Annotated in this window: 20 protein-coding genes and 1 pseudogene; 4 read left to right on the forward strand and 17 right to left on the reverse strand. The window is 70.4% G+C overall.

Annotated elements, in window-relative coordinates; translation table 11 throughout:
• Window positions 1-53: 53 nt before the first annotated feature.
• The 7 genes from ACZ5FU_RS09820 to ACZ5FU_RS09850 all read right to left on the reverse strand — a co-directional run bounded on the left by ACZ5FU_RS09820 (window position 54) and on the right by ACZ5FU_RS09850 (window position 5759).
• Window positions 54-1865, reverse strand: a complete 1812-nt coding sequence (locus ACZ5FU_RS09820; RefSeq protein WP_468834232.1) for an alpha/beta hydrolase — start codon at window positions 1863-1865, stop codon at window positions 54-56.
• Between the two features lie 9 nt (window positions 1866-1874).
• Entirely contained in the window at window positions 1875-2351 is a 477-nt protein-coding gene (locus tag ACZ5FU_RS09825; protein ID WP_468834229.1) for a hypothetical protein, read from the reverse strand.
• Window positions 2352-2593: 242 nt separating this feature from the next.
• Window positions 2594-3148 carry a Uma2 family endonuclease gene (locus tag ACZ5FU_RS09830; protein WP_468834227.1) on the reverse strand — a complete coding sequence of 185 codons (555 nt, stop codon included), beginning with the start codon at window positions 3146-3148 and terminating at the stop codon, window positions 2594-2596.
• A 155-nt stretch (window positions 3149-3303) separates the two neighbouring features.
• On the reverse strand, window positions 3304-4227 hold the full coding sequence (locus tag ACZ5FU_RS09835) for a hypothetical protein (protein ID WP_469045177.1): 924 nt from the start codon (window positions 4225-4227) through the stop codon (window positions 3304-3306).
• Between the two features lie 282 nt (window positions 4228-4509).
• Window positions 4510-4731, reverse strand: a complete 222-nt coding sequence (locus ACZ5FU_RS09840; RefSeq protein WP_469045178.1) for a DUF397 domain-containing protein — start codon at window positions 4729-4731, stop codon at window positions 4510-4512.
• 16 nt (window positions 4732-4747) lie between these two features.
• A complete protein-coding gene (locus ACZ5FU_RS09845; RefSeq protein WP_469045179.1) occupies window positions 4748-4888 on the reverse strand; it encodes a DUF397 domain-containing protein in 141 nt (46 codons plus the stop codon).
• Window positions 4842-5759 carry a helix-turn-helix domain-containing protein gene (locus ACZ5FU_RS09850; RefSeq protein WP_468834281.1) on the reverse strand — a complete coding sequence of 306 codons (918 nt, stop codon included), beginning with the start codon at window positions 5757-5759 and terminating at the stop codon, window positions 4842-4844. Before ACZ5FU_RS09850 ends, ACZ5FU_RS09845 begins: the two co-directional genes overlap by 47 nt.
• Window positions 5760-5939: 180 nt before the next feature.
• Here ACZ5FU_RS09850 and ACZ5FU_RS09855 point away from each other — a divergent pair, with 180 nt between their 5' ends.
• Window positions 5940-6395, forward strand: a complete 456-nt coding sequence (locus ACZ5FU_RS09855; protein WP_451781750.1) for an ATP-binding protein — start codon at window positions 5940-5942, stop codon at window positions 6393-6395.
• 192 nt (window positions 6396-6587) lie between these two features.
• On the opposite strand, the gene ACZ5FU_RS09860 is transcribed toward ACZ5FU_RS09855, so the two are convergent.
• Both ACZ5FU_RS09860 and clpB read right to left on the reverse strand, forming a co-directional pair.
• Entirely contained in the window at window positions 6588-7130 is a 543-nt protein-coding gene (locus ACZ5FU_RS09860; protein ID WP_451527772.1) for a YbjN domain-containing protein, read from the reverse strand.
• A 135-nt stretch (window positions 7131-7265) separates the two neighbouring features.
• Window positions 7266-9866 (reverse strand): ATP-dependent chaperone ClpB, encoded by a 2601-nt coding sequence (clpB, locus tag ACZ5FU_RS09865; RefSeq protein ID WP_451527773.1) that lies wholly within the window; start codon window positions 9864-9866, stop codon window positions 7266-7268.
• Between the two features lie 118 nt (window positions 9867-9984).
• Here clpB and ACZ5FU_RS09870 point away from each other — a divergent pair, with 118 nt between their 5' ends.
• Entirely contained in the window at window positions 9985-10398 is a 414-nt protein-coding gene (locus tag ACZ5FU_RS09870) for a pyridoxamine 5'-phosphate oxidase family protein (RefSeq protein WP_451527774.1), read from the forward strand.
• A gap of 306 nt (window positions 10399-10704) precedes the next feature.
• Here ACZ5FU_RS09870 and ACZ5FU_RS09875 read toward each other — a convergent pair whose 3' ends face one another.
• Together ACZ5FU_RS09875 and ACZ5FU_RS09880 are read right to left on the reverse strand one after the other, a co-directional pair.
• Window positions 10705-11043 (reverse strand): hypothetical protein, encoded by a 339-nt coding sequence (locus ACZ5FU_RS09875; protein WP_451527775.1) that lies wholly within the window; start codon window positions 11041-11043, stop codon window positions 10705-10707.
• Window positions 11044-11050: 7 nt separating this feature from the next.
• Entirely contained in the window at window positions 11051-11257 is a 207-nt protein-coding gene (locus ACZ5FU_RS09880) for a hypothetical protein (RefSeq protein ID WP_451527776.1), read from the reverse strand.
• Window positions 11258-11361: 104 nt separating this feature from the next.
• Here ACZ5FU_RS09880 and ACZ5FU_RS09885 point away from each other — a divergent pair, with 104 nt between their 5' ends.
• Complete coding sequence (locus tag ACZ5FU_RS09885; protein ID WP_451527777.1) at window positions 11362-12381, forward strand: helix-turn-helix transcriptional regulator; 1020 nt, start codon at window positions 11362-11364, stop codon at window positions 12379-12381.
• Between the two features lie 5 nt (window positions 12382-12386).
• On the forward strand, window positions 12387-13379 hold the full coding sequence (locus ACZ5FU_RS09890; protein ID WP_451781776.1) for a helix-turn-helix transcriptional regulator: 993 nt from the start codon (window positions 12387-12389) through the stop codon (window positions 13377-13379).
• On the opposite strand, the pseudogene ACZ5FU_RS09895 reads toward ACZ5FU_RS09890, so the two are convergent.
• From ACZ5FU_RS09895 to dnaK, 6 genes and pseudogenes are all read right to left on the reverse strand, one after another.
• Window positions 13342-14374: pseudogene (locus ACZ5FU_RS09895) on the reverse strand (helix-turn-helix transcriptional regulator). The gene ACZ5FU_RS09890 and the pseudogene ACZ5FU_RS09895 sit on opposite strands and share 38 nt — an antisense overlap.
• Window positions 14375-15757: 1383 nt before the next feature.
• Window positions 15758-16861, reverse strand: coding sequence for a sugar ABC transporter substrate-binding protein (locus tag ACZ5FU_RS09900; protein ID WP_451527778.1), 1104 nt, complete (start codon window positions 16859-16861; stop codon window positions 15758-15760).
• Window positions 16862-17324: 463 nt separating this feature from the next.
• Entirely contained in the window at window positions 17325-17777 is a 453-nt protein-coding gene (locus tag ACZ5FU_RS09905; RefSeq protein ID WP_382791957.1) for a heat shock protein transcriptional repressor HspR, read from the reverse strand.
• A 5-nt stretch (window positions 17778-17782) separates the two neighbouring features.
• Window positions 17783-18967: a molecular chaperone DnaJ gene (dnaJ, locus tag ACZ5FU_RS09910; RefSeq protein ID WP_451527779.1), complete on the reverse strand. Its 1185-nt coding sequence runs from the start codon at window positions 18965-18967 to the stop codon at window positions 17783-17785.
• Between the two features lie 36 nt (window positions 18968-19003).
• Window positions 19004-19657: a nucleotide exchange factor GrpE gene (gene grpE / locus ACZ5FU_RS09915; RefSeq protein ID WP_451527780.1), complete on the reverse strand. Its 654-nt coding sequence runs from the start codon at window positions 19655-19657 to the stop codon at window positions 19004-19006.
• Entirely contained in the window at window positions 19654-21498 is a 1845-nt protein-coding gene (gene dnaK, locus ACZ5FU_RS09920; protein WP_451527781.1) for a molecular chaperone DnaK, read from the reverse strand. Before dnaK ends, grpE begins: the two co-directional genes overlap by 4 nt.
• Window positions 21499-21533: the final 35 nt, after the last annotated feature.

Raw genomic sequence — 21533 nt, forward strand, 5'->3', positions numbered from 1 at the left:
GAAGGCGACACCAAGACGGTGAGCCCGAAGGCGACGGTTGCGGTCGGGGGAAATCAATCGTCTTCCTCTACCTTGTCGTAGCGGCCGACAACCACCGCCGCCTGGTTCTTGAGGCTTTGCGAGCTTTCGTTCCAGTAGTCGCTGTGACCACTTGTGTCCACGTCCATGCGATGGGCGCCGAAGGCTTCGTCGGAGGGGATGACCTGAACGTACCCGGCGTTGAAGGGGATTCCGTTCCAGGTCTCTACGTCCCACTTCTCACCGCCGAGGCGGGCCACCTTGCCACCAGTCGGCACGGGGTCGCTGGTAGCGGCCTCGGACCACACGTGGTCCTTGCCCACGTCGAGATCGTTCGCATCGCCCACGAGCATGCCAGGGCTGCCGGCCACGACGATGTCGTCCGTCGACATGTCCCCTTCTGCCATGGATGCGGCGCCGACCGTCGTGGAACCGTAGCTGTGGCCGATGACGGTCGTGTGGCTGGCGTCCGGACCGCCTTGAGCCGTCTCGAGTCCGTCCAGGAATCTGTTGAGCTTCGGTGCTCCGTCGTACGCCCAGTCGTCATCCATCGCCTCCGGCGCGATGTTCTGCGGGGCGTCGTAGCCGATCCAGGTGATCGTGGAAACGGACTGGCTTGGATTCATTGCATGAGCTTCTGCCCACACCCTGGTCATTCGCCCGATGTCCCCACCGGCTCCTTCGAGGCGTGATGTCGTTCCCGGCACGTACACCGCCGTATGGTCCGCCGTGTCCGGGTTTCCGTTGGCGACAATCGCATGTCCGTCACCCTTGGTATCGAATCCAAGAAGATAAGCCGGAGGAAGTCCGTCCTTACCTGTGGCATCGAAGCGACTCTGGATCGCGTTCATTCCCTTGAGCGTCTTCTCCAGAGAAGCTTTTCTGTCGCTGTATTTTTCGTCCCACTCCTGCCACTCCTCGTTCAAGCGCGGATAGCCGCCGTGAGGGCCATAGATGTAGCGCTCAGGTTCGGGGGGAATGGAGTCCAGGTCCATCTGGTGTTTCGCCTGGGTTTCCGCCAGAACTGTGCGGTTGGCATCGTCACGGACGTCAGCAGGCAGGCCGTCGAGCGCGCCGACGGCAGCCGGTTGGAGGGTCAGGTAGGCCGTCTGCTGCTCTGCGGTGAGACTGCTCCACCAGTCGGCGTTGTCTTTTGGGCTGCCGCTCTTGGGTGGTTCCTTGATGCTGTCGAGATATTCTCCAGCCCCCTTGAGGACACCGCCGGTGTCCTTCTTCACATCCGCCCAGTCACGGTCGGAGACGGTCAGGTCGTCGTCGGACTTCAACGCCCGTAGCTTCGGAGCCCACTTCCCGTCGGCTTCCGTGGCCTCGCTGAGAGCGGTGGCGATCTGGTTGGCGTACTCCTGCGCCAGAAGACGGTGGGGATTGGGATCGACGTTGCCCGCCTGGCGACCGATCGCGGCAGCCGTCGGGTCCGTCAGGCCGGACACCGTGCCACCTTCGGGAAGTCTGCCGTCGGTCTCCTTCCCGCCCGACGGATAACTGATCGACCCGTCGGCGTTCACGGTGAACTTCTCCGCCTGCGCACCCGCGACTGCGATGTCCAGCCTCTTCTTGGCTGCTTCCAGGTCGTACGAGAAGCCGTTGAGTGCCGTGCTGATCAGACCGCACTCGACCTGGGTGTAGTGGAAGTTCTCGGCCGCTTCCTTGAGCTGGCCCAGTGCCGCGTCGGCGGCCGCGCCTTTCAAAGACTGACGCATGGCCGCGGCGATCTGGTTTTCGATGCGGTCCTTGGCGGCGCCGGCCATGTCACTCGTTGCGCGGTAACCGTCCGCGGCATCCGCGAACTCGGACGGCTTGAGGGCCTTGAGCGTCGTGTAGTCCATGGCGCCCGATCACCGACCCTCGGGCTTACCGCCGACAGCGGAAGTGTCCTCGTACTGGACCTTCAGCCCAGCGATCTCAGCCTTGATCGCCTCATCGGTCTTCAGCTGGTCGCTGCCCACCTTCTCGAACAGCTCGGCCAGTTTGCCGCACCGCTTGCTCACATCCTGGAGATAGCGCTTCCAGGAGCCGTAGACCTCCGACTGGGCCGCAGCGGTAAGGCACTCGGAATCCTTACCGAGTCCCGTCTGATCGTCTGCCATCCTCGCCAGCGCTTTGGTGATGGGCTCCCGCAGGCCCTCCACACTCGTCCCGGCTCTGGTCCACACCGTCTTGTCGGACCGCATCCCGTCGGAACCGCCGCCGCTGCCCCACGGTCCGCCGCCACCGCCGCCGCCCTGGTCGGCGGGCATCTGGTTGAGCTGCATCTGCGTGGTGTGCCGCTCGGTCGCCGCGGCCTTGAGCTGCTCCCACTCCTCCCACGCCATGCGTGGTGCCTCCCCGTGTTCTGCCGGTGCGCCGCCGGGCGGATCCGTTCGGTAACCGCATTCCGCGGTGACTGATACGCACCGTAATACCGCCACATCACGTGACCCATCCGTATCGGCCACACGGCGTCTGAGTACGCGTACTCAGACAGGCACTGCTGGATCTTCGAGGGCGCCACCGCCTCGTGGGCTTGCAGGCGTATCAGGGTGCGGTCCCGCCGCGACCGCGCCGGAATCCGCCGTCAGCGGGCGTCCGCCTCGGGCTCCGGAAGCGGGAGTTCGTCGAGGTCGAGGGTGAAGGTGCGGCCGTCGGCCAGGGGGATGGGGAGCTTGCCCGTGCCGTACTTGTGCGTGTGCGCCGCGATGTAGCCGGTGGCGGTCGGCTGAGTGTGGAGGACGACTTCCTGGGCGTAGGGGTCCACGACCAGGTAGGCGGGGATGCCGTACCGGCCGTACTTCGCGGTGCAGTCGTCGTAGTCCTTGCGCGCGGAGGAGGTCGAGACGACCTCGGAGATCAGCAGGACGTCCTCGAAGCTGTAGCGCTTGCCCTCCCGGAGGGCGTCCTCGCGCAGGATCACCAGATCCGGGGCGCTGTTCTCGTCGGCGGGGAAGTCGATGTAGACGTCGGAGGCGGTCTTCGCATGGCGCCCGAGGGACACGATCGTGTCGTACTGCATCGACTTGATCGTGCTGGAGTGCTCGAAGCTCTGCGGAGTCATGATCACCTTTCCGTCGGCTCCGAACAGGACCGTGTATCCCTTGGGGAACTCGGTGTGCACGATTGCGTCGACGCTCATGAACGGCTCCTTCCCGTGTGGTCAGGATACGGCGGACAGCGCCACGTCACCGGGTCTGGTGATACGGCTGCGGGTTCGGTCCGGACAGGTCCTGGGGCCGACCTGTCTCCGTCGTCTCGCGGGAGAACGTGGGCGCATGCAGGAAGGTCCCACGCTCAGCCCGCCGCGCGGAGTTCGTCCTCGGCGCGGCAGTCACGGCAGCGGACGTGTCCCGCCGTGCGCATCGGCCGCTCGCAGCCGTCGCAGTCCACCCGGGGTGCGACCGCCGGGCGTACGGGGGGCTCCGCGCTTCTGACCGGTAGCGGCAGGGGCGTCTCGCCGAGTCGGTAGGCGAGGATGCCGACGGGGCGGGCCAGCAGGGGGGACGGGAGCCCGGCGGTGAGGTGGGCCGTGATGTGGGTGGGCAGCAGGCCCGCCGCGAGCCACCGGCCGACGGCCGGGGCGAGGCGGGCCACCTCCCGCTCGGACAGGATGAGGCGGGGGTCGACACGGCGCAGGCCGGCGAGCACGTCGACGGCTCGGGGATCGGCTTCGGCGAGCGGGGTCGAGGTCGGGGTCTCGGCGGCGGCGAGCGAAGCGGTGGGCTCGGCGGCGGCGAGCGGGAGCGGAGTCTCGGGCTCGGCGGACACGGGCGGCTGCGTGGTTTCCCGCGCGGCTTCGTGCACGACCGCCGGCGTGGGCCGCTTCCGGGGCCGGGGCGGCCCGGAAGGCCCGCCCGGATCGGGGTCGCCGCCGGGGACGTCGTAGAAGTACGTCCGGGTGCGGACCTGGCCGGAGGGGGTTCGTTCGCGGCGGCGTTCCAGGTGTCCGGCGGCCTCCAGTTCCCGGAGAGCCCGCGAGATGAGGATCTCGCCCTCGTTGAAGTGCTCGCACAGGGCGGCGATGCTCACGGGGGAGCCGTCGGGCAGGGAGGCGATGTACGCCGCGACGCCGATCGTGACCGCGCTGCCGCGCCGCTGGGCGAGGGCGTTGGAGATCACCGTGAAGTCGGCCGTGAGGCGGGTGCGGACGTGGATCACGCCGGAGGTCGGTGTTCCGGCGTCGGCGCGCAGGCGCGCGTTAGACTGCGAGTCAGCCATCGGGAAGGTGTTCACTTCCTGATCGGTCAGGCCCTCGATCGGGATTGCCGTCCCGGCCGGGGGCCGTCGTCTGTGTGGGGTTGTGCGGCGAACGTAACCGCCCGCGTCCCGCCCCTGCAAGCCGGTCACCCGGACGGGTGACGCGGGCTGCGCGGCCGGGGAGGGTGGGTGGGCGGGTAGTTCTTTCCCCCGGTTCTTTCAGGAGGTCAGTGGCCGACCGGACCCTCGCGGACAAGGGCCCGGTGAGCCCGGAACACGGACGGCGACGGGGACCCGGCCGCCTCAGGGACGGTGCTGCCCGGCCTTCAAGTCGCCTATGAAGGCGGCCCAGGAGACGGCCTCGAAGCACAGCGCCGGCCCCTGCGGGACCTTGCTGTCACGGACCGGGACGACGACCCCCGGGAATCCGTCGGCCACCTCCACGCAGTCGCCCCCCTCCTGATTGCTGTAGCTGCTCCTGCGCCACGCGGCGCCGTTCAGATCGGGACGGGAGATTCGAGCCACGGTGATTGCCTTCTCCTCAGCGACGGCGCGGTCCGGCCTTCAACTCGCCTATGAAGGCGGCCCAGGAGACAGCCTCGAAGCACACCGCCGGACCCTGCGGGACCTTGCTGTCACGGACCGGGACGACGGCCCCCGGGAATCCGTCGGCCACCTCCACGCAGTCGCCCCCCGCCTGATTGCTGTAGCTGCTCCTGCGCCAGACGACGCCGTTCAGATCGGGACGGGAGATTCGAGCCACGGTAGTTGCCCTCCATCGTGGACCGGATCATGTCGAGTGACATGAGCGGGGGCAGGGCTGCCGCCCGCAGCCGATCGTAAATCACCTTGTAACGGCTGACGTTGACCGGTTCCTCGATGAGCTGGCCGTAGTCGGCTCCTTCCGTGTAGGCCACCTCGGAACCGTCAAGAAGGACGAGGACCGTCAGCGAGCCACCCATCGCCTCGTGTTCGCCTTGCTCGAACGGCAGCACCTGCACGGTGATATGACGTTCCGCAGCAGCGTCGAGCAGCCGTGCCAACTGCTTTCGCATCACGACATGGCCGCCGATAGGACGCCTCAGCACTGCCTCATCGAGGATGACGCACAGCTCCGGCCGGTCGGGCGAACTCAGCCGTTCCTGCCGTCCCATTCGGGCTGCCACGCGCTCCTCCAGCTGCTCTTCGCCGTCCAACAGTGCGTCCAGGCTCAGCACCGCCCACGCGTAGGCCTCCGTCTGCAACAGACCCGGCACCACGTGCGCCGCGTACTGCCGGACGGCCACCGCCCGCGCCGAGTACTCCATGAACTTCCTCGACCAGTCCGGGAACGCCTCCCGGTAGACGTACGGCCACAGGTCCACCAGCAGGTCGTCCGCGCCGAGGGCCGCGTCCAGGGCGCGGGCCAGTTCCAGGGTCGGCTTGGCTCCGGAGGCCCGCTCGATCTGGGTGATGCGCGTGCTCACCACGTGCGTCCTGTCGCCCAGTTCGGCCTGGGTCAGGCCGGCCGCCGTGCGGAGCCTGCGGACCCGCGCGCCGAAGAGGGCCGCCATGGACGTACTGGGGTCGATTCCGTTGGCCAAGGCGTCACTTCCGTTCCTTACGGGAGGAAAAGTAAGGCTGTGTCACCTGTCGAGCGTAGGGCGACCTGCCGATCCTTGGGTACGGAACGTGACGAAGCGTGTACGTCGAGGGAGTTCTCCCTCTTCACAGCGGACAAGGACGGACAAGCCGTGCTGACAGCAACGACCACTCCGGAGCAGGAACTGCCCTCATTCGCGGCGCGGTTCGCCTCCACGCCTCGCGGTGCGCGGCTCGCCCGGCGTCTCGCCGTGCGACGCATGGAGGAGTGGGGTCACCCGCCGGTGTCGGACGCCTCGTGCGCGGTCGCGCTCGTCGTCGGCGAGCTGGCGGCGAACGCCGTACGGCACGGCCGGGTCCCCGGGCACGACTTCGGGCTGCGGCTCCTCCTGGACGCGGCCGCGGGTCTGGTGCGCGTCGAGGTCGCGGACGCCGCCGCCGCGAAGCGGCCGCCCACGGCCCCGCCGTCGTCGTACCCGGAGGGCGAGTCGGGTCGGGGGCTGTTCCTGGTGGACGTCCTGGCCGTGCGCTGGGGGACGGAACCTCGTCTGCCGGTGGGCAAGACGGTGTGGGCGGAGGTGTCCACCGGGGCCGCGACCCAGCCGTGAGCGGCGGCTCGGTCGTGAGCGCGGGGGGATCCCCCGGAGCCCGGCCCGGGTGTCCACAGGCTGTGGACACCCGGACCGAGGCCCCGCACGGCGAGAGCCCGGCCCTGGCCCGCCACCCCGAGGGGTCGCGGCCCTGGCCGGGCTCTCGTGCGCCTGGGCGGGCGGCGGGTGCCGTTCGCCCGGGGCGGTCGGCTACGCGTCGTCGGACTTGCCGTCGTCCTCGGGCTTGTCCGTCTCGTCGACCGAGGACTCCAGGCCCAGCTGTTCCACGAGCCACTTGTCGAACTCGATGGAGGCGCGCACCCAGCTCACCGTCGAGGAGACGAAGAACTCGAGGTTGACGCCGGCGCCGATCAGCATCTGCGTCTCGCCGATGAGGCGGACGGTGCCGTCGTCGTGGGTGTGCGTGTAGACCTTGGGCCACAGGGTGCGGCGGTTCCAGTCGTCGATGGCCTCCAGGATCTGGGGCTTCTCGTCGATCTGGTGCGGACGGTCGAAGAACGTGCGCACCGAGTAGACCGCCTGGTCACCCTCGCCGCGGAACATGAAGTACGTGCGGAATTCCTCCCACGGCGCCGCGAGGTCTCCCTCGTCGTCGACGACGTACTTCAGCTCCATCTGGTCGAGGAGCTGCTTCACGAGATCCTGATCCGGAACGACGGGGCCCGCCGGTCCCTGGGGCTGCGGCTCGGGCTGGCCCCCGAAGTTCGGAATCGAGGACGGGTCGATGGTCACCGTGATTTTCCCTTCGTACGGATCTGGCCATCCTCTCCCATGCGGGGCGGGGGGTGGCAACCCCCGCCCCGAGGGTTCACCTCCGGTTGGCGGAATTCCGCTCAGGGCGTGTGTCCGGCCGGGCCGGGGCGCCGGTCAGAGGGTCTTTCCGGTCGGCGCGGGGCCCACGATCAGGCCGTCCTCGAAGGCGTCGACCCGGACCGTGTCGCCGTCCTTGACCTCGCCCGCGAGGATCTCCTTGGCGAGGCGGTCGCCGATGGCGGTCTGGACGAGGCGGCGCAGCGGCCGGGCGCCGTACGCCGGGTCGTTGCCCTCGTGGGCGAGCCAGGCGAGGGCCTCCTCGGTGACGTCCAGGGTGAGCCGCCGCTCGGCCAGCCGCTTGGCGAGCCGGTCGATCTGGAGCCGCGCGATCCGGGCCAGCTCCTCCTTGTGCAGCGCCGAGAAGACGACCAGGTCGTCGAGCCGGTTGAGGAACTCCGGCTTGAAGGACGCCCGGACCACCTCCAGGACCTGCTCCTTCTTCTCGGCCTCGGTGGAGAGCGGGTCGACCAGGTACTGGCTGCCCAGGTTCGAGGTCAGCACCAGGATGGTGTTGCGGAAGTCGACCGTGCGGCCCTGGCCGTCGGTGAGGCGCCCGTCGTCGAGGACCTGGAGCAGGATGTCGAAGACCTCCGGGTGCGCCTTCTCCACCTCGTCCAGCAGCACCACGCTGTACGGCCGGCGCCGCACGGCCTCGGTGAGCTGGCCGCCCTCCTCGTAGCCGACGTAGCCGGGCGGGGCGCCGACGAGCCGGGCCACGCTGTGCTTCTCGCCGTACTCCGACATGTCGATGCGGATCATGGCCCGCTCGTCGTCGAAGAGGAAGTCCGCGAGGGCCTTGGCCAGCTCGGTCTTGCCGACGCCGGTCGGGCCGAGGAAGAGGAAGGAGCCGGTCGGGCGGTCGGGGTCGGCGATGCCGGCCCGCGAACGGCGCACGGCGTCGGACACGGCCCGGACGGCCTCGCCCTGGCCGATGAGCCGCTTGCCCAGCTCGTCCTCCATGCGCAGCAGCTTCTGCGTCTCGCCCTCCAGGAGGCGGCCGGCCGGGATGCCGGTCCAGGAGGCGACGACGTCGGCGATGTCGTCGGAGCCGACCTCCTCCTTGACCATGGTGTCCTTGGCGGCCTCCTCCTCGGCCTCGGAGGCGGCCTCCAGGTCGCGCTCCAGGGTCGGGATCTCGCCGTACAGCAGCTTGCTGGCGGTGTCGAAGTCGCCGTCGCGCTGCGCCCGCTCGGCCTGGCCGCGCAGGTCGTCGAGCCTCTCCTTCAGCTCACCGACCCGGTTGAGGGACTGCTTCTCCTTCTCCCAGCGGGCGGTGAGGCCGCGCAGCTCCTCCTCCTTGTCGGCGAGGTCGCGGCGCAGCTTCTCCAGCCGCTCGCGGGAGGCGGGGTCGGTCTCCTTGTCGAGGGCGAGTTCCTCCATCTTCAGCCGGTCGACGGCGCGCTGGAGCTCGTCGATCTCGACGGGGGACGAGTCGATCTCCATGCGCAGCCGGGAGGCCGCCTCGTCGACGAGGTCGATGGCCTTGTCGGGCAGGAAGCGGGAGGTGATGTACCGGTCGGACAGGGTGGCCGCGGCCACCAGCGCGCTGTCGGCGATCTGGACCTTGTGGTGGGCCTCGTACCGCCCCTTGAGGCCGCGCAGGATGGCGATGGTGTCCTCGACGGACGGTTCGGCGACGAGGACCTGCTGGAAGCGCCGCTCCAGCGCCGCGTCCTTCTCGATCCGCTCGCGGTACTCGTCCAGGGTCGTGGCGCCGACCATGCGCAGCTCACCGCGGGCGAGCATCGGCTTGAGCATGTTGCCCGCGTCCATCGCGGAGTCGCCGCCCGCGCCGGCGCCCACGACGGTGTGCAGCTCGTCGATGAAGGTGATGATCTGCCCGTCGGAGTCCTTGATCTCGGCCAGGACGGTCTTCAGCCGCTCCTCGAACTCACCGCGGTACTTGGCCCCGGCGACCATGGCGCCGAGGTCGAGCGAGACGAGCCGCTTGTTCCTGAGGGACTCGGGCACGTCCCCCTTCACGATCCGCTGGGCGAGCCCCTCGACGACGGCGGTCTTGCCGACGCCGGGCTCGCCGATGAGGACGGGGTTGTTCTTCGTCCGGCGGGACAGCACCTGGACGACGCGCCGGATCTCGGTGTCCCGGCCGATGACCGGGTCGAGCCGGCCCTCGCGGGCGGCGGCGGTGAAGTCGGTGCCGAACTTCTCCAGCGCCTTGTACGACCCCTCGGGGTCGGCGCTGGTCACCCGGCGCCCGCCGCGGGCCTTGCGGAAGGCCTCCAGCAGCTTCTTCGCGGTGGCCCCCTGCCGGTCGAGCACCTCGCCGGCCCGGCCGCCCTTCGCGGCGGTCCCGATGAGCAGGTGCTCGGTGGAGAGGTACTCGTCGCCCAGTTCGCGCGCACGCTCCTGGGCGTCCGCGATCACGGCGAGCAGTTCGCGGTTGGGCTGCGGGGGCGCGACGGTGGACCCGGCCACGCTGGGCAGCGAGCCGAGCACCTGCTCGGCGCCCGCCCGCACGGCGGCCTGGTCCGCGCCGGCGGCGGCGAGCAGATCGACGATGTTCTCGTTCTCCTGCCCCTGGAGCAGCGCGAGGAGCAGGTGTGCCGGGGTGAGGTCGGGGTGTCCTGCGGACAGGGCCCGGTTGCCGGCGGTCTGGATGGCTTCTCGACTCCGGTTGGTCAGCTCTGCGTCCACGGTCGCTGTCTCCTCCTTGCGTGCCGGCCGTCGTCACTGACTCTGTCAGCGTACACAAACTTGAGTCTATTCCACTCAAGGTTGTGCCCGGGAGTCCCCCGGAAGCTAGGTTTCCGCCATGGCCGCATACCCCCAGGACCCGGGCGCCCCCGACGCGCCGTACCTCGACTTCTGGCGCGAAAAGCACCTGTGCACCCTGACCACGCCGCGCCCGGACGGCTCTCCGCACGTCGTCCCGGTCGGGGTGACCTACGACCCCGGAGGCCGGCTCGCCCGGGTGATCGCCGACCGGGCGAGCACGAAGGTGCGCAACGTCCTGGCGGCCGGCACAGAGGGCGCCCGGGTCGCGGTGTGCCAGGTGGACGGCAGACGCTGGGCCACGCTGGAGGGCCGGGCCGTCGTCCGCGCCGAACCGGACCGGGTCGCCGAGGCCGAACGCCGCTACGCGGAGCGCTACGGCCGGGCCCCGCGCCCCAATCCCACGCGCGTGGTGATCGAGATCGCGCTGACGCGGGCGATGGGCCGGGGCTGAGGCTGAGACTGAGATTGAGACTGAGGGGGAACGCCGGACGCGACGGGCGGGGGCCGACGGACCGGTCGACGGGCCCACGGGCCGGCCGGAGGATGCCGGGCCGGCCGGAGGATGCCGGGCCGGCCGGAGGATGCCGGGCCGGCCGGAGGGTGACGTGATCCACACCGGCGGTTTCCGGCCGCCTCGCCGGGGTCCGACAACCGGAGATATCCCCAGGAAACGACAGCGGCGTCACCGTGTTCAGGTCACGGTGACGCCGCTGCGGGGGGAAGTACCTGCGCGATCTGTTACGACGGGGGAATCGCGTCAGGCACTGCGGGGGGTGGCTGAGATGGTCCTGGGCACCGCCGGGCTCGCCGACTCCGGCAGCCGGTGGTCCCGCTGGTCCAGGTTGACGAAGATCATTCCGTACCGGATGGCACACCGCACGGGCTGGGGGGCTCCTCGCGGCCGTCGCAGACACCGGTACGCACGTACGTCGTCCTCCTCGTCCCGGGTCACGACGACCGGCTCCCCGAACACCGTCACCATCAACGAGTCACCACTGTGGGGGATGGCGGTGACCAGGTCGATGAAGTGCCAGCCGGAGCGGTAGGCCGTGGCCATCTCGCGTCGGAAGGAACGGTCGTCAGGAGGCGTCGTCATCTGCCCGTCAGCCCCAACTGCTGTCGTCCGCGCCGTTCGGCGTCACGATGCCCCAGCTGCTGTCGCCGGCGACAGCGGTGCTCGGCTGCTTCGAACCCCAGCTGCTGTCCCCCGGGACGCCGTTCTCCGCACCCGCGAGGCCACTCAGCACTCCGAAGGCCACAGCGGCGGAGAAGGCGGCGACAAGAACCGAGCGAAGCTTTCTCTTGCCCATAGTCGGCTTCGTCCTCACTTGATGGTCACCTCTTCCCCCGTCGAGTAAGACGATGGCTCATTCGGGCACGTCGTGGCCACACGATCGGTGCATCATGTTCCTGCATGTTCAGGACCCTGGGGGGTGGAAATTTGGAAACTATCGGGACTAAAGGGACACATCCCCACGCGGTTACCGAATTGTGTGAGGCCGGCGCCCGACTGTACGCGCAGGCCCTTCGCGCCGGACGCATCGCCCGCGGGGACGCGGAACCCGCTCCGTGCCTGATGGAGTTCGCCCTCCTGCACCCGGACCCCGACGACGCCGACTGGCTGCGTCCCGTACCGCCGGCGGTCGCCCTGGCCCAGCGCCTGAACCCCATCGAACGCGAGATCAGCGAGCACCGGAGGATGTCGATCCGGATCGCCGACGCCTTCGAACCCTTCATGGCGCTGAGCGCGCAGTCCACCGCCTCCACGCACTCCATCACCGTCCTGGAGGGCCTCGACCGGATCAACGCCGCCCTCGACCTCGCCACCGCACAGTGCCGGTCCGAGATGCTCACCGTCCAGCCCGGCCAACGGCGGCTGGAACACACCCTCGAACAGGCCCTCGACCGCGACAAGCCGCTGACCGACCGCGGGGTGCGCATCCGGACCCTGTACCAGCACACGGCCCGGCACAGCCCCGAGACGCTGGCCTACGTGGCCCAGTTCACCGACGGCAAGGTGGAGTACCGCACCATCGACGAACTCGTCGAACGCCTCATCATCTGCGACGAGACCGTGGCCTTCATCCCCACCCGCGACGACCGGCAGGTCGCGCTGGAACTGCGCCACCCCGGCCTCGTCCGCTACCTGATCAAGGTCTTCGAGTTCATGTGGAGCCGTGCCGTGCCCCTGAGCGCGGGCGCCCCCTACGAACCGGCGCCGGACGGCATCACCGACATCCAGCACTCCATCGCCAAGCTGCTGGTCGAGGGCCACGTCGACGAGGCGATCGCCCGCCGGCTCGGCATGAACGTCCGCACCTGCCGCGCGCACATCGCCAAACTCGCCTCCACGCTCGGCAGCGGCAGCCGCGCCCAGCTCGGCTACCTCCTCGCCCAGTCCGGGATCCTCAAGCAGGAGGACACCGCGCCGTGAACCCGGTGAACACGCCGCCGCACCCGGAGCACGGCGTGGAGGAGCTGTGCGACGCGGGCCTGGAGCTGTACGCACGCGCCCTGCGGGAAGGTCACATCACCGGGAAGGACGCCGAGAAGGAGGCCCCCTGCCTGATCGGCTTCGGTCTGCTGCACCCGGACCCCTGCGAACCCTGGGTGCTGAGACCGGTCGCCCCGGCCACCGCCCTGCACCGGCTTCTGCGCACCTCGGCGGCGCGCGTCGCCGAGGAACGGCGGCTCGAGACCCTGCTGCTGGAGGAGTTCGAGCCGCTGATCCGCATCGACGGGCGGTGCGCCGCGGACGCGGAGGCGTCGGCCCTGCGCCTGGTGAGCGGTACGGAGCAGATCAACCAGGCCATCACCGACGCCATGGGCGAGGCGTCCCTGGAGGTCCTCTGCATCCAGCCCAGCAGCCACTACGCGGACGCCCGCGGCGAGGCGGCCCAGGCCGTCGCCATGCGCCGCGACCAGGATCTCCTCGACCGCGGCGGCCGTATCCGCGCCCTGTACCAGCACACGCAGCGGCACCGGCCCCTCGTGCTGTCCCGCTACGAACAGCTCCGGGGCGACGCGCAGGCCCGCACCCTGGACGAGATCACCGACCGTCTCCTCCTGGTCGACCGGACGGTGGCGTTCATCCCCGCCAACGCCGACCGCAGCCTCGCCCTCGAGATCCGCCACCCCGCGCTGATCTCCTTCCTGCGCACGGTCTTCGACCGGCTCTGGCGCCTGGCCACCCCCATGTACCCCGAGACGGTCACCCAGCCCACCCGCGACGGTGTCACCCCGCGCCAGCGCGCCATCGCCGCGCTCCTCGTCGAGGGCCACACCGACGCCGTCATCGCCGACCGCCTCGGCATGAACGTCCGTACGGCCCGGGTCCACATCGCCAAACTCGCCGCCACCCTCGGCAGCGAGAGCCGCGCCCAGCTCGGCTACCTCATCGGGCGCTCGGGGATCCTCGACCCGGAGGGCTGAGCGGGGTCGGCGGTGCGCGGCACGTCGAGGCCGACCTGGGCGATGCGCACGCCCAGCTGGGTGCGGCTGGCCGCCCCGAGCGTCTCCGAGAGGCGGGCGATGTGCGCGCGGCAGGTGCGCACGCTGATGCCGAGGCGTTCGGCGATCACCGCGTCCTGGTGTCCCTCCGCCAGCAGCGCGGCGATGGACTGCTCGCGGTGGGAGACGCCCTCGACGCGGGTGTCGGGCAGCGCGGCGGTCAGCGGGACCGCCAGCCGCCAGAGCCGGTCGAAGACCGTGCCCAGGTAGGCGACCAGGGCCGGGTGGCGCAGCTCCAGCGCCATGGTGCGGTCGGCGTTGGCGGGGATGAACGCCACCGTGCGGTCGAACAGGATCAGCCGGTCGACGACCTCGTCGAGGGTGCGTGCCTCGACCGCGTCGCCCATCAGCTCCAGGTAGTTGAGCAGGCCCTGGCCGTGCCGGGCGACGTGGTTGTAGAGGTCGCGCATCCGCACGCCCCGCCCGCGCAGGGCGAGCGCCCGGTGCAGCCCCTCCGACAGTTCGTGCTCGCGGCGGATGCCGCCGGGCTGCACCGTCAGCACCTCGGTGGTGCACGCCTCCGTCGCCTCGTCGAGGGCCGCCTGGATCCGGGAGGCCCCGTCCAGCACGCGGATCGCCGCGCCCTCCCCGGCCGGTCCGCCCGGCGCGGGCCCGCCGAGCCCGGCGTACCACTCGAAGGCGGCGACCGCCGAACCCATCCGCAGCCGGCTGGAGCTCACCTCGTCGTAGAGTCCGCGCAGCAGCCGGGTCATGACCTCCTGCGGAGCGGTGGGGACCAGCCAGTCCATGTCGTCGGGGTCGGGGTGCAGCAGCGCGAGGTCCAGCAGGCAGGGCACCGGCTGGGCGTCCCGGCGCGGCACCCGGCCCCGCCGTACGGCCCGGGAGTACACGCGGTCCCCGGCCTCGCACAGTCGGTCAGCACCGTGAGGATGCTCCTCCGCCCCGTGCCCGGCCATCGTCCATCCCACCCCCGCCGTCCGCGTGTCGCGCGTCGCCCGCGTTTTCCGCAGCGCAACTATGCGCGGCCCCGGACCGGCTCCGCAACACGGCTCCTCTCCAAGTCCCCTGTGAATTCCGTCCATTTGCACGGATTCCTCCCGGCCTCCGCCCCTCACCTTGCAACAAGCTGATGCTCCCCGCGGGGGTCCGGCGGGAATCCGTCCGGGTCCTCGCACGCCTGTGCGCCCGCGCCCCGTCGGGTGACCACCGCGTCGCGCGCCACCCCGAGGCCCCCTCACGGCGCCCCGCCACGCGCACGCGTGCGCCCCGCCGCGACGGGCGGGACGCGCCGTCCGCACCTCCGCACCTCCGTACGTCCGTACCTCCGTACGTCTGTACCTCCAGGCTTCGGCATCGGCACGGCAGGGCGGCCGCCCGTACCGCTCCGGGGACTACGGCGGCGCCGGGACGCCACGACGGCCCTCGCGGTCACCGGCCGGGGCGTCACGGCACAGCCGCGGGCGCGGGTGCGGGCATGGGCGCGGGCGCGCCGCCCCGACCCTTGGCCCTCACAGCCTCACCACTCTCGGGGCCTCCGGCCGGGCCCGGAGGCACACCCGGTCGACGCCTGGGGGCTCAGGAGGATCAGTGGCTCAGGAACCCGGACGACGCTCCTGCCGCAGCACACCGGCCGGCGCCCCGGGGCGGCGGGCCGGGGGCGACCGGAGGGCGCGGGCCGAAGGGTGCGAGCCCGAAGGGACCGAAAGGGGAGTGCGGGCTCGGAGGGACCGACCGAAGGACGCGGGCCGGAAGGCACGAGCCGGAGAACGCGAGCCGGAAAGGCCCACCGGAGGGCGCGGGCCGTGTACGGGCTCCGTGCGGGCGGCGCCGGGCCGGACCGGGCGCCGCTGGACCTCTGAGGGCCGTCCGACGGCCCGGTGCGGGCTCTGCCGGGTCTGCCCGGACCGGGCACCCTCTCCGACGCCCTCGGGAGCCGGTACGGGCCGCGGGAGCCGGCACGGGCCGCGGGAGCCGGAAGCCCGGCAACACCACGGAAGTCCGGAGACCGGGAACGATCACGGCGGCCGGAGGCCCGGGAACAGCCGCGCGGACCGGGGCCCGTCGGACCGGCCACCGGAGAGGATGAAAGAGCCCGTAGAGGCCGTGGACGCCGGAGGCCCGGCGTCGGACGGTCGAGCGGTCTCAGGGCCGGCGGGCCGGCCCCCCGCCGCCGGGCAGGGCCCGTCCCGGCCGTGCGGGACGACGTCCGCCCTCCGCCTCGCCCTCGTCCCCCGGGAGGCGTACGCGGGCGTCGGCGGCGCTCCGGTGGCCGGCCCGGCGCCTCGTCACGGACGGGCGAGGACGGCGGCCGGGGGCCCCGTCCCCGCCGGCTCGCGCGCTCAGTTCAGGTTGAGGGCCTGGCAGGCGGCCGCGTACTTGGCGGTGCAGATGTCGGACGGCTTGTAGATGCCGTCCGCGATGACGGTGTCCTTGATGTTCTTCTTCGTCAGCGCCACCACGGTGACCAGCTGGGCCGGGATGTCCTTGTCGGTGGGGCTGTCGATCTTGTCGCGGGTCAGGGCGTCGAACTCGATGTCACGGCCCTGGACCTTGGCGACGGCCATCTCCGCGGCCGCCTCCGCCATCTGCGGGTAGGGCTTGTACACGCTCATGTACTGCTCACCTGCGAGGATCCGCTGCACCGCGGGCAGCTCCGCGTCCTGGCCGGTGATCGGCGGCAGTTCCTCGACGCCCGCGGCGCGCAGCGCCTCGATGATGCCGCCGGCCATGGCGTCGTTGGCCGAGTAGACGGCCGCGATGTTGCCCTTGCCGATCTTCTCGATCGCCTCGGCCATGTTGGAGCGGGCGATCTTCGGGCTCCAGTCCTTGGTGTCGAAGGACTCGGAGATCGTCACCCGGCCGTTCAGTTCCGACAGCGCGCCGTCCTTGAACTGCTTGGCGTTCGGGTCGGTGGGCGAGCCGTTCATCATGACGATCTTGTCGGCGGTGCTGGGCGTGTCGATCGCCTCGACCAGGGTGCGGCCCTGCACCTCGCCGACCAGCTCGTTGTCGAAGGAGACGTACGCGTCGATCGGGCCCTCGGCCAGCCGGTCGTAGGCGATGACCGGGATGCCGGCGTCCTTGGCCTTCTGCACGGTGTCCGCGATGGCGTGCGAGTCGACGGCGTCGAGCAGGATGATGTCGACCTTCTCGTCGATCATCCGTTCCATCTGGCTCACCTGGGTCGCGCTCTTCGCGTCCGCGTTGGCGTACTCCGTCTTGCCCTTGTCGCCGGTGAGGGAGGCGACCCTCTCCTTGATGATGGGGTAGTCGAACTCCTCGTAACGGGTGTTCGTCTTCTCCGGCATCAGCACGCCGACGGTGATGTCGTTGCTCTTCGTCGGCGTCGCTTCGCCGCCGTCCTCCGCCGCGCTCAGCATCCCGCATCCCGCGAGCGAGAGGGACATCGTGGAGGCAGCCACGGCTATGGCGATACGACGCATTCGAGGGCTCACTTCAGGTGCGTTCCGGACATGGGTGCGACATGTTGTCCCAGGTGGCTCAAAAGCCAACGCGGCGGCGACCACCGGCGTCAAGCCGTACTACTTAACGAAGTGACAACATCACCCTCCGCTTAGCGCGTGAAGGCGCATGAAGACCGGGCGGAAACCCTTCAAAACCCCTTTACGGACCCTTCACCCGGCACGGGTTTCGCACCTCCGCGAACGGCCGCCCGGAGCCCCGCACTCTCACGGACCGTCATCACGGCGGGCCGCCTGGCCGTCCCGCCCGAACACAGGACCGCACGAAGTCGGCCGATCCTCCTCCCCACCGCCGGCACCGGTTCGGGGCGCCGCCCGGACGACCGCCCGGTCCCCTGCCGTCCCGGCCTCCCGCCCGCCCGGGCAGCGCGAAGGGGCCCGGAGGAATCGACCTCCGGGCCCCTTCGGACGTGCCGACGCGTCGTCAGTCCGCGGACTGCTGCCGCTTCGGGCGCCACACGACCAGGGCGCTGGTCTGCTGGACCTCCTGGTAGGGCACCAGGTCGCGCCGGTAGGAGGCGTGCACGGCGGCCTCGCGCTGCCGCATGGTCGCCGCCGCGCCGTCGAGGGCGTCCTCCAGCTCCGCGATGCGGGACTGGAGGGCGACGACCTGGTTCTCCAGTTCGATGATCCGCTTGATGCCCGCCAGGTTGATGCCCTCGTCCTGGGACAACTGCTGCACCGTGCGCAGCAGTTCGATGTCACGGGCCGAGTAGCGGCGGCCCCGGCCGGCGGTGCGGTCCGGGGAGACCAGCCCCAGGCGGTCGTACTGGCGCAGGGTCTGCGGGTGCAGACCGGAGAGCTGGGCCGCCACCGAGATGACGTAGACCGGGGTCTCCTGGGTCAGTTCATACGGATTGCGCCGACGGCCGTCCATCACTCTCAAGCTCCCTTCGCTGCCTCGAACAGCTCCTCCCGCGGATCCTCACCCGCGGTCGCCTCGCGATACGCCTCCAGTGCGTCCCGAGCCTTCCCCGAGAGGTCCTTCGGCACACTCACCTCCACGGTGACCAGCAGATCGCCGCGGGTGCCGTCCTTGCGGACTGCGCCCTTGCCGCGCGCCCGCATGGTGCGCCCGTTGGGCGTGCCGGGCGGCAGCTTCAGCGTGAGCGAGGGGCCGCCCAGCGTGGGCACCCTGATCTCCCCGCCGAGGGCGGCCTCCGTGAACGTCACCGGGACGGTCACCGTGAGGTTGTCGTCCTTGCGGCCGAAGACCGGGTGCGCGTCGACGTGGACGAGGACGTACAGGTCGCCGGCCGGGCCGCCGCGCTCGCCGGGCGCTCCCTTGCCGCGCAGCCGGATGCGCTGCCCGTCGGTGACGCCCGCCGGGATGCGGACCTGCATGGTGCGGGAGGACTTGGCGCGGCCGCTGCCCTTGCAGTCCGTGCAGGGGTGCTCGGCGATCAGGCCGCGGCCCTTGCAGTCCGGGCAGGGATCGGTCAGCGAGAACCCGCCGCCCGAACCCCGCGCCACCTGGCCGGTGCCGACGCAGGTCGGGCACACGCGCGGCGTGCCGTTCTTGTCGCCGGTGCCGGAGCAGGCCTTGCAGGGGGACTGCGAGGACATGCGCAACGGGACCGTCGCGCCCTCGATGGCCTCCGTGAAGGTCAGGGTGACCTCGGTGTCGATGTCCTGGCCGCGCCGGGGCTGGGTCCGGGTGGTGCCCGTGCCGCCGCGGTTGAACAGGCCCCCGAAGACGTCGCCGAGTCCGCCGCCGAAGCCGCCGGCTCCACCGCCGGCGCCGCCGCCCTGGGCGCCCCCGAAGAGGTCGCCCAGGTCGAAGTTGAAGGAGCCGCCGCCCGTGCCCGGCCCCGGGCGGAATCCGCCGTTGCCGAAGAGGGCGCGTGCCTCGTCGTACTCCTTGCGCTTCTTGGGGTCGCCGAGGACGTCGTTCGCCTCGGAGATCTCCTTGAAGCGCTCCTCGGCCTTGGTGTTGCCCTTGTTGGCGTCCGGGTGGAACTCGCGGGCGAGCTTCCGGTACGCCTTCTTGATCTCCGCCTCGGTGGCGTCCTTGGGGACGCCGAGGACCTTGTAGTAGTCCTTCTCGATGAAGTCCTTGGTGCTCATCCCCGACGTCCCTCCTTCCTCATCCGCTCGTCAAGCTCAGCCCTCGTCCGGGCCACCGCTCTCCTTGTCGTCGCCGGCCTCCGCCTCGTCGCCCTTGACGGCCTGTGCGCCGGGCTGGGGCTCGGCGACCGCCACCCGCGCGGGGCGGATGGTGCGTTCGCCGAACCGGTACCCGGGCTGGAGAATCGCCACGCACGTCGTCTCGGTGACGTCCGGGGCGTAACTGTGCATCAGGGCTTCGTGGATCGTCGGGTCGAAGGGCTCGCCCTCCTTGCCGAACTGCTGCAGGCCCATCTTCGCCGCCACGGTCTCCAGCGACTCGGCGACGGACTTGAACCCGCCGACGAGTTCGCCGTGTTCCCGCGCGCGGCCGATGTCGTCGAGCACGGGCAGGAGTTCGGTCAGGAGGTTCGCGACGGCGATCTCCTTGACCGCGATCCGGTCCCGCTCGACCCGGCGGCGGTAGTTCTGGAACTCGGCCTGGAGGCGCTGGAGGTCCGCCGTGCGCTCGTCGAGCGCCTTGCGGGCCTGGTCCAGCTGGGCCACCAGGGCCACGTTCTGGTTCGCGTCCCCGGCCGGGGCCGGCTCCTCCGCCGTGGCGGAGGAATCGGCCTGCGGCTCGGCGTCTTCAGGGGTGGCGCCGGAGGGGACGTCGGGCTTCTCCTCGAAACCCGGGGTCTCCTCCGTCACGCGGCACCGTCCTTGCGCTCGTCGTCGACGATCTCGGCGTCCACCACGTCGTCGTCGGCGGCCTTGGCGCCGGCACCCGGAGCCTCGCCGCCGGCGGCCTGAGCGGACTGGGCGTCGGCGTACATGGCCTGGCCCAGCTTCTGGGAGACGGCCGCGACCTTCTCGGTGGCGGTGCGGATCTCGGCGGTGTCCTCGCCCTTGAGGGCTTCCTTCAGCTCGCCGATCGCGCCCTCGACCTCGGTCTTGATCTCGCCCGGGACCTTGTCCTCGTTGTCCTTGAGGAACTTCTCCGTCTGGTAGACGAGCTGCTCGCCCTGGTTGCGGGCCTCGGCGGCCTCACGGCGGCGGTGGTCCTCGTCCGCGTACTGCTCGGCCTCCTGGCGCATGCGGTCGACCTCGTCCTTCGGCAGCGAGGAGCCGCCGGTGACGGTCATCTTCTGCTCCTTGCCGGTGCCGAGGTCCTTCGCCGTCACGTGCATGATGCCGTTGGCGTCGATGTCGAAGGAGACCTCGATCTGCGGGACGCCGCGCGGGGCCGGCGGCAGACCGGTCAGCTCGAACATCCCGAGCTTCTTGTTGTACGCCGCGATCTCGCGCTCGCCCTGGTAGACCTGGATCTGCACGGAGGGCTGGTTGTCCTCGGCGGTGGTGAAGATCTCGGACCGCTTGGTCGGGATCGTCGTGTTCCGCTCGATGAGCTTCGTCATGATGCCGCCCTTGGTCTCGATGCCGAGGGACAGCGGGGTGACGTCGAGGAGCAGGACGTCCTTGACCTCGCCCTTGAGGACACCGGCCTGGAGCGAGGCGCCGATGGCGACGACCTCGTCCGGGTTCACGCCCTTGTTGGCGTCCTTGCCGCCGGTCAGCTCCTTGACGAGCTCGGCGACGGCGGGCATGCGCGTGGAGCCACCGACGAGAACGACGTGGTCGATCTCGGACAGGGCGATGCCGGCGTCCTTGATGACGTTGTGGAACGGCGTCTTGCAGCGCTCCAGGAGGTCGGCGGTCAGCTGCTGGAACTGGGCGCGCGTGAGCTTCTCGTCCAGGTGCAGCGGGCCCTCGGCGGACGCCGTGATGTACGGCAGGTTGATCGAGGTCTCGGTGGACGAGGACAGCTCGATCTTGGCCTTCTCGGCGGCTTCGCGGAGGCGCTGCAGGGCCATCTTGTCCTTGGCGAGGTCCACGCCGTGACCGGACTTGAACTGCTGCACCAGGTAGTCGACGACGCGCTGGTCCCAGTCGTCACCACCGAGGTGGTTGTCGCCGTTGGTGGCCTTCACCTCGACGACGCCGTCACCGATCTCCAGGAGGGACACGTCGAAGGTGCCGCCACCGAGGTCGAAGACGAGGATCGTCTGGTCGTCCTTGTCGAGGCCGTACGCGAGCGCGGCCGCGGTGGGCTCGTTGACGATGCGCAGGACGTTGAGACCGGCGATCTCACCGGCCTCCTTCGTCGCCTGGCGCTCGGAGTCGTTGAAGTAGGCCGGGACGGTGATGACCGCGTCGGCCACCTTCTCGCCCAGGTAGGCCTCGGCGTCCCGCTTCAGCTTCTGCAGGATGAACGCGCTCATCTGCTGCGGGTTGAAGTTCTTCCCGTCGAGCTCGATCGTCCAGTCCGTGCCCATGTGACGCTTCACGGAGCGGATGGTCCGGTCCACGTTCGTGACCGCCTGGCGCTTCGCCACCTCGCCGACGAGCACTTCACCGTTCTTGGCGAAGGCGACGACGGACGGCGTGGTCCTGGCACCCTCGGCGTTGGTGATGACGGTGGGTTCGCCGCCCTCCAGAACGCTGACGACGGAGTTGGTTGTGCCCAGGTCGATGCCGACCGCACGTGCCATGGTGATCTTCCTCCAGCTGACTTGAGTGGAACAGG

The organism is Streptomyces sp. NPDC031554 (assembly GCF_055580685.1).